The sequence below is a fragment of the Rhizobium sp. BK098 genome, assembly GCF_014193155.1.
Taxonomy (GTDB): domain Bacteria; phylum Pseudomonadota; class Alphaproteobacteria; order Rhizobiales; family Rhizobiaceae; genus Rhizobium.
Genome location: NZ_JACHYY010000001.1, coordinates 351,613 through 364,621 on the forward strand (window position 1 = coordinate 351,613; position 13,009 = coordinate 364,621).

Consider the following 13,009-nt stretch of genomic DNA (forward strand, 5'->3'; position numbering starts at 1 on the left):
CTCTCCATTGCTATGACGCCTGCGCCACGGGGCGGTCTTCCCGCAGGCTCGCCAACGTCTTCATGAGGTTGTCGGGATGCAGCGGGCGATAGAAAAGATAGCCTTGGCCGTAGTCGATACCCATCGTACGAAGGGTTGCGCATTCCTCTTCCGTTTCCACGCCTTCGGCAATTACCGTACAGTTCATCTTGTGCGACAGGGTGGTAATGCTTTCGACCAGCATGCGGCTCTTGGCGCTGACATCGGAGGCGGTATCATTGATCGCGCGGATGAAGGATTGGTCGATCTTGATGATATCGACCGGGAAGCGGTTTATATAGCTCAGCGAGGAATAGCCCGTGCCGAAGTCGTCGAGCGCGATGCGGCAGCCGTAGTGGCAAATCTCGTTGATGACCATGCGCGTCTCGGGATTGTCGTCCATGAGCACGGCTTCGGTGATTTCCACGACGATGCGCCGGGGTGCGATTTCGTAGCGTGACAACAGAGCCGCCATGCGCAGCGGCAATTCGGATTCGAATTGCAGCGGCGAGAAGTTGATGGCGAGATAGGTATCCTGCATGCCCTCGATCCGCGAGAGACGGGCAAAATCGGCGATAGCCTTCTCCATGATGCGGTTGCCGATGCGAATGATCGAGCCGGTCTCTTCTGCGACCTCGATGATGCGGCCAGGGGGCAGGATGCCTTTCTGCGGGTGATGCAGGCGCATCAGCGCCTCGAAGCCAGCGATGGAGCGGTCGTCTATATTGACCACGGGCTGGAGATAGGCCTCGAACCAGTCTTCGTTGAGGCCGGTTTCGATATGGCTCTCGAGTTCGGCGCGGCGGCGGGAATCGTCCAGCATGCCGTTGTCGAAAATCTGTGCGCCATTCTTGCCATCGCGCTTCTTGGCATACATGGCGATATCGGATTTCAACAGCAGTTCGGCCGCATTGGTGGCTTGACGCGGGTAGATCGCGATCCCGATGCTGGCGCTGAGGCGCGCATCGCCGACGAAGGGCGCCTCGAAGACCTCGGCGATGAGGGCGGTCATTTCGATTGCTCTTGCTTCGGCATTCTCTGCCAGAAGCAGCATGGCAAATTCATCGCCGCCGAGGCGGGCGGCGATATCGCCCGGCGTCATGCATTTCTGCAGGCGCGATACCAATTCGCGCAGTGCAGCGTCGCCGGCAGCGTGGCCCATATTGTCGTTGATCCATTTGAAACGGTCGAGATCGACGAAGAGGCAGGCGAGTTCGCGCTTGCGCAGGTCGGCTTCGTTGATCTTGGCATCCAGCGCGCTCTCGAAGCCCTGGCGGTTGAGAAGGCCGGTCAGATGGTCGGTAATTGCCTGCCGCAGAATACGGTCTTCGGATTGCTTGAGTTCGGTGACGTCGGTCATGACGGAGAGCGACAGGCCATCCTGGATCGCTGTTGTCTCAAGGATAAGGACATCCATGACCCTCCCGTCTCGGCAGAGGAATTTTACAGTGACGTCGATGCGGGCGGCGCTGTGGGTGTTGCCGCGTTTGCGCTCGATATATTGCGAGCGCGAATCCGGCGAGACCAGGCTCGCGAACTCGCGTCCGATCACTTCGGCACGATCATAGCCCGTGGTGGCAAGCCAATAGTCGCTGACGGCCGCGATGCACTCGTCCTTGTCGAGCGAAAAGAGCATGGCGGGCGTTAGATTATACGTGTCGGTTGCCCGGCGGTGGGCAAGCTTAAGTTCGTTTTCCTCTCGCTGCAGCTTGCTCTGCATGTCGTTGAAACTGCTTGCAAGCCGGCCCATTTCATCATTCGACTGCCAGTCCACATGATGACGCGAGCCGAGCCTTCGCGTAGCCTCGATGGCATGTGTCAACCGCATCAGCGGCTGGATGACGAAGATGCGATTGCCGATCAGCGCCGCGCCGAACACAGTCAGGACGGCGAAGATGAAGATGGAGATGAAGACGATCTCCTCGCTCTTCAGGCCGTCGAAGAGGCCGAGCTTAGGATAATAGACCGTGATGGTCCCGAGCCGTTTCGCACCATCGATGCCGTTATAGATGATCGGCCGGTCAATGGACTCGAGATCGCCCTTGTATGATTTCGGAATGGTCGATTGCGTGACGTCGAGCTGGCCGGAAAGATCGCGGACATTGACACGAACGATCGCGCCTTCCGCAACGGTCGTCGCACTGATCTGGGTCACGCTGTCTTCGTCCAGATCCCATAGCGGTTTTGCAAGGGCTTGGGCATTGGCGACGAGGAGAACGGTTATGTGATCCTTGATTTCCTTTTCCGCGCGTTCGGACGACAGAAAAAGGAATAGGACGAAGAGTGGCGCCACGAAAATCAGTAGCGCACCGCAGACGATCGCGAAAAACCTGTTTTCGACCGAATGACTCATAATTCCGTTAGCTCCCCAGCCATAGACCAGCAGATCTTGGGGCCGCATTCTACAACTCTTTCGCGTAGGTTTTCATGAATCCGTTAAATGTTGCTGAAACTGTGGGGTTAATGGAAATCAACCAATAGTATAGATTCCAAGTCGTTCTTAGTTTTACTTTCTCTAATATTTATTTCTAGGCATAAAAAACCCGCCGTCCCAGAGGGCGGCGGGTCTCAATGTGTGGGCTTGAAGATGCCAATCAGGCGCTGGCTTCTTCGCCGCCTTCAGCTTCGTCTTCAGCAAGGCCGGCAGCCGGGGCAACGATCGTTGCGATCGTGAAGTCGCGGTCGGTGATGACCGGCGTCACGTTCTTCGGCAGCTTGATGGCGGAGATGTGGATGCTGTCGCCGCTCTTCAGGCCCGTGAGGTCAACGGTGAAGAATTCCGGGATCGCATCGGCCGGGCAATGAACTTCGACTTCGTGGCGAACGATGTTCAGCACGCCGCCAGCCTTGAGGCCAGGCGACTTCTCGTGGTTTTCGAAGTGAACCGGGATTTCGACGGTAACCGCCGTGTTGCCGGAAACGCGCAGGAAATCGACGTGAAGCGTGAAGTCGCGGACCGGATCGAGCTGGTAGTCCTTCGGCAGAACCTTGATCTTCTTGCCGTCGACATCGATCGTAGCGATCGTCGTGAGGAAACCACCGGCGTGGATGCGCTTCGTCACCTCATTGGTGTTGAGGGCGATGGAAACGGGGGCCTGCTTGTCACCATAGATGACAGCGGGGATCAGACCATTGCGGCGAAGTTCACGGGCGGACCCCTTACCAACCCGTTCGCGCGCCTCGGCCTTGAGCTCGTAGCTTTCGTGGCTCATAGCTATTCCTTTCGAGGTTATTTGGAGAGTTCAGTCGGTCGGCCTACGCCGCATCGATTGAACTGGAGGAGGGTAGCCCTGCCTCATCCGCGTTGCCTCCAAGGGTGTCTACGCGGACGCGTGGCGTATAATACAAAGCGGCCGAAGGTGCAAGCACCCCTGGAATCGGGGCCTTGTGATGACATTGCAACTGCCGCCGACAAGCCTGCGACTTATGCCTCTATCAACGGCTTGACATATATCCTCAGCCCCATCAACAGTCGAATGCAATCGTTCCGGATCAAAAGGAGAGATCGGGCATGCGTTCCAGGGTCATCGCCGCCGCGGTTTTTTCCATGGGTCTTGCTGGTGTCTCACACGCAGCCGACGTGAACGAGCAAGGTGCCAAGGAACTCCGCAATGTTCTGGCGCATTCGCTTTCGCAGGACCTTGCCCGTAGCGACTTCGTGACCGTAAAACCGGCCGGCGATCAATATGAGATCACCTATGATCTTGCGAAATTCTTCGACAAGATCAATTCGAGCGCGTTTTCGGTGACGGGTTTCAAGCCGCTCTCCCTTTTCGCACAGCCTGTGGAGCAGGGAAGGTGGCATCTGACGGGCGACAACAGTCTCGATGTCGCCCTGCATTCGCTGACCTCGGACATTGCCTATTCCATCGCTTCCAGCTCTTTTGACGGTGTTTTCGATCCTGCCATCGAAATGATGCGGTCGATGGGTATCAAGAGCAGCGGCGTGAAATTTTCGAGCGCCGGCGGCGGCCAGAAAAGCGGGCGCAAGATCGATGCGACCATCGACAGCGCCTCATTCGCTCACACGGTCACCGACAGCAGCGAAGCGGGTAAGGTCGATCTACAATTGCAAGGTACGCTGCAGCGCTTGCATGAGCAGGTGACGCTGCGGCCGGATGCGGCACCGATCACTTTCAGCGCCGACAGCGTCGATACCAACCTTACTGCCACCAGCCTGCCGGTGAAGGATCTGCGCGCGCTCATCCGTTTCTTCGTTCAACACGTGAAGGCCAAGCAACTTTCGCAAAGTGGCAGCGAAAAGTTCGAGCAGCTGGTCCATCAGGCTCTGCCGGTTTTCGGTTCGCTCGGTAAGACCGTGATCGTGAACAACGCGCTGGTGGCAACGGAGAAGGGCAAGGTCGGCGTCAAGCGTATCGATTACAGTTTCAAGATGGACGGACTAACGAAGGCGTCCAATGTCAATCTGGAGCTTAGGGCCGAGCAGTTTACGCCCGATGCGGGTCTTGTGCCGGCTGCTTTTGTGCCCTTCCTGCCCGCGATGGTGGATGTTCAGCTCGGCGTGCCCAATATCAATTTCTCCGGCCTCATCGATGCTGGCCTCGATTCAATTGTCGCGCGGGCGACGCCGGTTTCCGGTGAGGCTCTGAAACGCACGATGTTCCCGAGCGGTTATGGAACGCTGGAGTTTCCGAAGATCAGTGCAAAATCCAATGTCTACGACGTCGAGGTTTCCGGCGAGCTGAAGGGCTCGACCAAGCCTCATTCCGGCTTTTCGCTGCAGGCGACGATCCTGGCGCGCGACTTCGACAAGACTGTCGCTGCCATGCAAGAGGCTGCCAAGACCCAGCCTCGCTTGAACAGTGTTTCCTTCAGCCTGATAGCTGCAAAGGGCTTTGCGAAGACCGATCCGGATGGCCGTCTGCGCTGGGACGTCACCATGGATGAAGACCGAACGGTGACGGTCAACGGACAGGTGATGAAGAAGCCTTGAAGTTTGAGGGTAAGCCCATGTATCAGGGCGATGATAAAGTTCTATGTAAAAGGCCGGTCGGCTCTTTCCAGATTTCCACGTTTCTTTTCCATCATATTTGGGGGTGAGTTATGCGTTTCAAAGCGGTTGCCACGGCGGCTGTTCTCGCTGTCGGCGTGGCCGGCGTTGTGCAGGCAGCTGATGTCAGCGAGCAAGGTGCCAAGGACCTTTACGGCAATCTGACCTATTTCCTGCCCGATGATATCGCCAAGAGCGGTGCGATCGCGGTCAAGCCGGTCAGCCCACACTACGAAGTCACGTATGATTTGCAGAAGCTGCTCGATAAGTTGAATGTGAGCGGTTTCGATATCAGTGGCCTCAAGCCGCTGATGATGCTGGCAACGCCGCTTGATAGCGGCCTTTGGAACATTGAAGGCAACAATGCCTTCGATGTGACGGCCCGTTCGAAGCCTGGCAGTGGCCCCGATACCGAATTTCGCTATGCCTTGGCATCATCGACCTTTCAGGGCGTTTTCGATCCGGCACTTCATTATCTGCGTTCCATGGATATGAAGGGCAACGGCATCACCATCGCGACAAAGACCACCGACGAAGATAAGAGCGTCCAGAAGAATGACGCGACCGCCGACAGCATCACCTATACCGTGTCGTCGGCAGACAGCGGCGAGCCGGGCAGGCTCGATCTCAAGATGAACGGCAGCCTGCAATCGCTCTATGACAAGATTTCGGCCGACGATGCGACGCTCGGGGAAGTCAAGATTGCAGCGATTGATTTCAGCATGGGGGCGACGAAGCTGCCCTTGAAGGCACTGAATTCGCTGCTGCAGTTCGTCTCCGAACACAAGGATGAGAAGACGCTTTCCGATGCCGATAGCAAGGCGATCAAGGCCTTGCTGATGGATGCCATGCCGATCGTCGGTTCCTTTGACGAGTCCGTCGCCATCAAGGATATCGCGGTCACGACGCCTTTCGGTAATGGCGGCCTGCAGAAGATGGGCTATTTCTTCAAGGTAGCCGGGCCAGCCAATGCCATGAATGCGGACTTCGGGCTGAATGCCGAGAAGCTCGTACTGGAAACGGGCCTAATCCCCGAAGACTATGTCGCCTTCATTCCCGATACGGCCGATATCCAGGTGCAAGTGCCGAATCTGAATTTCTCCGCTCTCGTCGATGTTTTTCAGCAGGCCGATTTGAAGAATCCTGAGAGCGACACAGCCATGGACGAGAAGCTGCAGAAGGCCATGTTCCCGGACGGGACGATGACCGTCAACTTCCCGAAGATCAGCGCCGTATCGGGTCTCTATGATGTCGAGGCATCCGGTAGCCTGCGCGGCTGGCTGAACGAGAAGGACCGCGTTGCCATGAAGATGACGGTTCTTGCTCGCGATCTCGACAAGACGATCGCCGCCATCCAGGAGGCCGCAAAGACCAAGGAGGATCTGTCTCAGCTCTCCTTCGGCCTGATGATGGCCAAGGGCTTTGCCAAGACGGATGCAGATGGGCGCTCGCGCTGGGATATCGATCTTTCAGACGATGGTCACGTGTCGGTCAACGGTCAGGCCCTGAAGTAAGCCAATTTGAAATCAGAATGCGATCATGTTTGTCCTGAAGCCGCTGAGCCAGCGCTCGATCTCTCTCCTATGGGCCGGCCAGGTGCTGGCAGCTACAGGCTCCGAATTCTACATGGTCGCAGTCGTCTGGATTGCGGCTGATTTCATCGGCAGCAATGCGGGATATGTTTCGGCGTTGCAGTCCGGCGCGCTGCTGTTCGGCAGCCTGTTCGGCGGTATCGTCACGGATCGCTGGCGGCATAGCAGGACGATGATCACGGCCGATCTGATGCGTGCGGCTCTATTGCTGATGCTGTCGTTGGCAAGTCTTCTGCATCTGATGAGCTTGCCGTTGTTGGTGGTGCTTGCAGGAAGCATCGCGTTGTTGACGTCGACGTTCGATCCGTCGCTGCAGGCGACCCTGTCGGTGATTGCGGTCGATGCCGAAGTCCGGCACGCGACCAACGGCCTCTTCGACGCCACGCGCCGCATGGCGCGCATTCTCGGTCCGAGCCTGATCGCGCTTGTGAACGGGTTCCTGCCGAAATCTCAGTTCTTCATGGTCACGGCCGCCGCCTTCACACTCTCAGCGCTTGCCGTGTGGTTGGCAGTGGCGAAGCTCCCGACGGCGTCGCGGCGCCGCAATTTCTCCGGAATGGCGGCCGTCGTGGACGGCATTCTTGGCGGATGGCGCGCGGCGCGTGGCCATGCGGCAATTCTCTATGGCCTCTTCGCCAACCTGATGGGAAATGTCGCCTGGGCGATGGGGATTCTGCTCGGCATGATCCTGCATTTGCGCGAAACCAGCGCCGACCCGCTGACCGACTACAGTCTGATGATGACGGCTTACGGTGTCGGCAACCTGACCACCAATCTGATCCTCGGAAGCGTCAAGCCGCGCCGGCCGGTGGTCTGGATTATCGTGGCGAAGCTCATTTTCGGATCTGGCGTTTTCCTGTTGCCGCTGATGCATGATCGGATCGGGCTGATGATCGTTGCCTGCTTTGCGGCGATCAACGGACCTTTCGAGAACCTTGCCATGCTCCATCTGATGCAGACGCGCAGCGAGCCGCATCGTCTGGCGCAGGTCTATCGCTTATCGATGTGCGCGATCTTCACCGGCCTGCTTCTGGCCTATCTGATGTCGCCAACGCTGTTTGCGCGGTTCGGCATCGGGCCTTCGATCATGGGATCGGGCGCGGCTGTCTTCATCTCGGGGCTGTTGGGCATTGGCCTGCTCGCATGGAAACAGGCGCATCCTGCGGGAGCAAAGGCCACCTGAGGCAGGCCGAAGGCTCAGTCGAAGAGGCTCGAAACCGATTCTTCCTGGCTGGTGCGGTTGATCGCTTCGCCGATGAGGCCAGCCGTCGTGATGACGCGAATATTCGGAGCCGATAGCACTGCGGTCGTCGGCTGGATGGAATCGGTAATCACCAGTTCCTTCAGTTGCGAGTTTGCGACGCGGGTTACGGCTCCGCCGGAGAGAACGCCGTGGGTGATATAGGCGGTGACGCTTGCCGCGCCTCGTGCGAGCAGGGCATCGGCAGCGTTGCAGAGCGTACCGCCGGAATCGACGATATCGTCGATCAGGAGGCAATCCTTGCCGGAGACGTCACCAATGACGTTCATGACTTCGGATTCGCCGGGGCGATCACGGCGCTTGTCCACGATTGCCAGCAGACAGTCGAGGCGCTTGGCGAGCGCGCGGGCACGTACGACGCCGCCGACATCAGGAGAAACGACCATGACATTGCCGATATCGTAGTTCGCCTTGATATCGCGCGTCAGGATCGGCAGTGCGTAGAGATTATCCGTCGGGATATCGAAGAAGCCCTGAATCTGGCCGGCATGCAGGTCGAGCGTAAGAACGCGGTCCGCACCTGCCTCGGTGATCAGATTGGCGACGAGCTTTGCCGAGATCGGCGTGCGCCCCGAGGCGCGGCGATCCTGGCGAGCATAGCCGAAATAGGGAAGAACCGCTGTTATGCGTCGTGCCGACGAGCGGCGCATCGCATCGATCATGATCAGCAGTTCCATAAGGTGATCGTTGGTCGGAAACGACGTCGGCTGCACGAGGAACACATCCTCGCCGCGTACATTTTCCTGGATCTCTACGAAAATCTCCTGGTCGGCGAACCGGCGGACGCTAGCTCTTCCCAAGGGAACGTTGAGATAATTGCAGATCGCTTCGGCAAGATGCCGGTTCGAATTGCCTGCGAAAACCTTCATTGTGGCCCGCCTATTACCAACCTGATAGCCGCGCTTTTAACCGCCTTGCTCTCGAATGCAAGAGGCAGAGGCCCGTTAGCTTCATATTTCTGAAAAGCTTTTAGCTATCCACCGTTGGATTCGCGCCAGGAATTGAAATCCGACATGGTTTTGGTGGCAATTTTCTGCATAACCGTTGGAGGAACGGCCGACCAAGGATCGCCACGCTTCAGAGGCGCGCTTTCCGAACCCTGGATGCGGTGGACGCGGTTGCCATTGCTGTCCAGTACATCCCAGACGTAGGTCACGGAAATCTGCGGGCCATCTTCAAAGGCGGAAAGATAGCCCTTGAGGATATAGGCGGCACTGGAATCGCTTGAGCTCTTGATCGTCAGGCCGAGCGAGCGGGCGTCGACACCAAGCTGGCGCGACAGCGGCGTGACGGCTTCCACTGGAGCGCCGATGATCGGCAAGAAGCGGACGCTGTTGCCGCCGGCTGCGGCTGTGGGCGGCAGCGACGCCTGTTGATCCGGCTGCTGTTGATCTGGCTGCGGGTCGTCGGCAGTCTGTTGTTGCTGCTGCTGCGGTTGTGGATCGTCCGACAGGCGCCGGTCGGCCTCGCGCTGCTCGTCGGCTTCCGAAAACTGATTGTTAGATGGAGCGATGGAGGCGGTGCGGGAACCATCGAGCGGGCGAGATGCATAAGGATTGGTGCCGTTCGATCTCAGCGCCGAGGCCTGGTCGTCGAGCGTGCCGCTGCCGCCGTAGTTTTGCGGCTGATAGGCCTGCTGCGAGGTCTGCTGCTGATAGCCGTAGCTCTCCTGCGCGCTTTGAAAGGTTTGGCGGCGCTGAGGCGTCGAAGCCATACGCTCGACATCCCGTTGGGTTACCGGGCTGGAGCCGGCATCACCGATGGCTTCGGGCGGCGTCAGGGCGTCCGTGGTGTTGCAGGCGGAGAGCGCCAGGCAAAAGCCGGCGACAATCAACGTTATCCTGACCACTCCCATTGACGCGATCCTTTCTCCCGACGGTCTGACCGTCCAGGATCGCTATCTTACGCCCCTAACGGTTAAGAAATTCGAGAGGGTGGCGGGAAAGGGCTTTCGGGCCCTGCGAGGTCGTCAGATAGGTCTGACCGAGTGTCATGGCGGTGCCGCTGTCGGAATCCATGATGATCATATGCACGAAGAGCGACATGTTCTCCTGGATCTCAAGCGGATTGCCCACGTGGAACATCTCGTGCTCCATCCATGAAGGCGAGAAGCGGGCGCCGAGAGAGTAGCCACAGGCGTTCAGCCGGTGGCGGCTAAGGCCGCGCTCGTCCATGATCTTGGCGTGCATGTCGAAGACGTCGCCGAAGGTGTGCCCCGGCATCAGGATTGTCTCGATCGCCTGCAGGGTTTCAAGGCAGGCGCTGTAAAGCTCGCGATGGCGATGACTGGGAGTGCCGATGACGACCGTGCGCATCATGGCTGCGTGATAATGGGCATCGACACCGGCCCACTCGAGGGTCAGCTGGTCATCTGCATCGAGCTTGCGACGGCCGGACTTATAGCGGCAGAGCAGGGCCTCGGCGCCAGAGCCGATGATGAATGCATTGGCGGGATAATCGCCGCCGCCGGCAAAGACGGCGCCCTGCATGGCTTCCAGAATGTCTGACTCATCCGCGCCCGCCTTAACCAGAGACAGGGCAGCGTCCAAGGCGTCGTCGGCCAATGCTGCGGCGCGTTCGACACAGGCGATTTCCGCCGGGCTCTTCGTCAGACGCAGGCGGCTGACGAGATAGGAGGCGTCGACGATCTGGCCGAAGCTCGCCAGTTGCTGGTCAAGCAGCCGGGCAATGCGTCCGGTCATGCCATGGGTGTCATATTCGATGCCGATACGGGCACCGAGAAGATCGAGATCCGACAATAGTTCCTTGAGATCGAGTGTCGGATCGGCGTTGACGCGATCGACCCATATACGGATGTCGGCGATGACCGAAGTCAGCTGCGCCTGGCGCAGATCGGCCGAGCGCGTCATCAGCGTCAGAGATCCATCCGCCTTGACGACCAGTGTCTGGAAAAAGCAAAAGCCGAACGTATCGTAGCCGGTGAGCCAATACATGCTCTCCTGTGCGAAGAGCAGCATGGCATCGAGTTTTTCTTCCTGCATTCTCGCCAGCAGGCGTGCCAGACGAGCATCGAATTCGCTGCGTTCGAAATGCAGGGCCATATTAACTTGCCTCCCCGATAGCGATGGCGGAAATCTGGCGTCCGTAATCCGGCTCCTTCGCATGCGTCGTGCGGCGGTAGGAGAAGAAACGCTCTGCGTCCGGATAGGTGCAGAGGTTCAGGCTTTCGGCGGTGACACCGGCTTTGCGCAGGCGATCGACCGTGAGGGACGGCAGATCGAACATGGCATGGCCGTCGCGCTCAGAAGGGGCGAAATACTTGGCATAACCGGGATCGTGAACAATAAAGCGTTCGACGAATTCTGGGCCGACCTCATAGCTCGCCTGGCTGATCGATGGGCCGAGGCCGGCAATGATGGCGTCACGCCTTGCGCCGAGCGCCACCATCGCGTCGATGGTGTTTTCAAGCACGCCGGTCAGCGCGCCCTTCCAACCGGCGTGGGCTGCGCCGATAACCCGGTTTTCGGGATCGGCAAAAAGGATCGGGCCGCAATCGGCGGCGAGCACGCCGATTGCGATGCCCGGTGTGGCCGTCACCATCGCATCGGCCTGCGGCCGGCTGCCGTCGTAATGCGCACCGATGGTCACGACATCGGGCGAATGTATCTGATGCACGGTGGCGAGCCGCTCGACCGGCAAGCCGAACCAGCCGGCAACACGGCGCCGGTTTTCCTGCACGCGCTCGCGATCGTCATGCGAACTGAGCCCAACGTTCAGCCCGCGATAAAGGCCCTCCGACACGCCGCCGGCGCGGGTGAAATAGCCGTGGCGAATGCCCGCAGCCTCGGCGGCGCTCAGCAATGTGCTTGCAAGTGGTGTCGGCAACGAGATGTCCCTTGATAATCTTGATTGACCTGTCGTGCTTGAGATAACGCAGCCGCGGCGAAGCAGTTCGATCATTGAGGAATGTTGGCCCAGCCCGATGCACGCTGTCAATCCGAAGGATTGGTGGTCAAGTCTCAGCTGACGGGACGAAAGGGCAGGAGATCGATCGCCGGACTGGAGACTGCCAGCACCTTGAAAAGCTCCCCCATCTTGCCTTCGCCGGCGCCGGCAAGCCGCTCTACCGCGACGCTGATATTCTCCTGCGTTGCTGCATCCTGGTCGCGGCCGAGGGCGGCTGCACGCTCCAGCAGACCGAGCCCGACAAGAAAATCGCCCTGATGACAGCAGCCGTTGATATGCAGGCCGGAGGCGAGCGCCGTCTGGGCCAGATGCTGGAAATCGACATGGCTGGTCAGGTCGGCTTCGCCGGGGTGCTCCAGCGGCGAATCGTATTCGTGCATGCGGACGGCCTGCAACGTATCGCCGAAGCTTGTCGCCATATGACCGTAGTCGATGGCAAGCGCCGTGCCGCCATGGGCGGCAATCCTGTCGCAGATCGTCGTCATGACGGCCTGACGGGCGGGCGCAATTTCAAAGATCGTGCCGATCGGCGGCAGGCCACCGTCGGGAAGAAGCAAGGGGTCGAGAGTCGCGACGCCTGTCGTGAAGGTCAGCTCATCGCTGATGTCGAGACCGACCATCCGCTCGCGAAAACCATTGGCGGTGCGCACGAACTGGCGGATCGGAATGGCGTCGAAAAGCTCGTTGGTGGCGAGCAGGGTGAAACCCTCAGGCACCTCGCCGAAATCGGTATGCCAGGAAATTTTGGCGCCATACGCTTCCAGGGTTTGCCGCTGGAAGCCCTGCAGGCGTTCACTGGTCTCGACGAGATGCACTGTCATGACATCGTAAAGCGGCGGCGCCAGCTTGCCGATGACGCGCAACATGTCGGACATCATCGTGCCGCGGCCGGGGCCGATCTCGACAAGGCGTACCTGGGCCGGCATGCCATGCCGCTGCCAGGCATGCACCATGAAGACACCGATCATTTCGCCGAACAACTGGCTTATCTCGGGTGCGGTGACGAAGTCGCCGGATTGGCCGAAGGGTTCACGTGTCTTGTAGTAACCATGCACGGGGTCGGCGAGACACAACGAAAAATAATCCGTGATGCTCAATGGTCCGTTGGTGCGGATGATGGCTTTGATTTTTTCCCCGAGCGCCGTCGTCATTCTTTGCTTTCGCTAATGCGTGATCCTGAAAGGCTGCGAGCCGTTCCTG

10 protein-coding genes are annotated in these 13,009 nt (G+C 58.9%); 3 read left to right on the plus strand and 7 right to left on the minus strand.

All coding sequences use genetic code 11. From position 1 onward, the window contains the following. Positions 1–10: 10 nt before the first annotated feature. Positions 11–2,371, minus strand: coding sequence for an EAL domain-containing protein (locus FHT73_RS01700; protein ID WP_183709476.1), 2,361 nt, complete (start codon positions 2,369–2,371; stop codon positions 11–13). Between the two features lie 241 nt (positions 2,372–2,612). Then, positions 2,613–3,230: a 50S ribosomal protein L25/general stress protein Ctc gene (locus FHT73_RS01705; protein WP_015340613.1), complete on the minus strand. Its 618-nt coding sequence runs from the start codon at positions 3,228–3,230 to the stop codon at positions 2,613–2,615. A 299-nt stretch (positions 3,231–3,529) separates the two neighbouring features. Between FHT73_RS01705 and FHT73_RS01710 the strand changes: the two genes are divergently transcribed. The 3 genes from FHT73_RS01710 to FHT73_RS01720 all read left to right on the plus strand — a co-directional run bounded on the left by FHT73_RS01710 (position 3,530) and on the right by FHT73_RS01720 (position 7,804). Next, positions 3,530–4,972, plus strand: coding sequence for a hypothetical protein (locus FHT73_RS01710; protein WP_183709478.1), 1,443 nt, complete (start codon positions 3,530–3,532; stop codon positions 4,970–4,972). A 110-nt stretch (positions 4,973–5,082) separates the two neighbouring features. Further along, positions 5,083–6,543: a hypothetical protein gene (locus FHT73_RS01715; protein ID WP_112604924.1), complete on the plus strand. Its 1,461-nt coding sequence runs from the start codon at positions 5,083–5,085 to the stop codon at positions 6,541–6,543. 25 nt (positions 6,544–6,568) lie between these two features. Next, positions 6,569–7,804, plus strand: a complete 1,236-nt coding sequence (locus FHT73_RS01720; RefSeq protein ID WP_112334322.1) for an MFS transporter — start codon at positions 6,569–6,571, stop codon at positions 7,802–7,804. 14 nt (positions 7,805–7,818) lie between these two features. On the opposite strand, the gene FHT73_RS01725 is transcribed toward FHT73_RS01720, so the two are convergent. The 5 genes from FHT73_RS01725 to FHT73_RS01745 all read right to left on the minus strand — a co-directional run bounded on the left by FHT73_RS01725 (position 7,819) and on the right by FHT73_RS01745 (position 12,960). Further along, positions 7,819–8,751: a ribose-phosphate pyrophosphokinase gene (locus tag FHT73_RS01725; RefSeq protein ID WP_015340609.1), complete on the minus strand. Its 933-nt coding sequence runs from the start codon at positions 8,749–8,751 to the stop codon at positions 7,819–7,821. A gap of 104 nt (positions 8,752–8,855) precedes the next feature. Further along, positions 8,856–9,737, minus strand: a complete 882-nt coding sequence (locus FHT73_RS01730; RefSeq protein ID WP_183709480.1) for a hypothetical protein — start codon at positions 9,735–9,737, stop codon at positions 8,856–8,858. A gap of 55 nt (positions 9,738–9,792) precedes the next feature. Then, complete coding sequence (locus tag FHT73_RS01735) at positions 9,793–10,944, minus strand: Xaa-Pro peptidase family protein (RefSeq protein WP_183709482.1); 1,152 nt, start codon at positions 10,942–10,944, stop codon at positions 9,793–9,795. A gap of 1 nt (position 10,945) precedes the next feature. After that, a complete protein-coding gene (gene pgeF / locus FHT73_RS01740) occupies positions 10,946–11,728 on the minus strand; it encodes a peptidoglycan editing factor PgeF (RefSeq protein WP_183709484.1) in 783 nt (260 codons plus the stop codon). Between the two features lie 134 nt (positions 11,729–11,862). Then, the gene (locus tag FHT73_RS01745; protein WP_183709486.1) at positions 11,863–12,960 is read right to left on the minus strand and encodes a class I SAM-dependent methyltransferase; all 1,098 of its coding nucleotides are present in this window, start codon (positions 12,958–12,960) and stop codon (positions 11,863–11,865) included. Between the last annotated feature and the right edge of the window lie 49 nt (positions 12,961–13,009).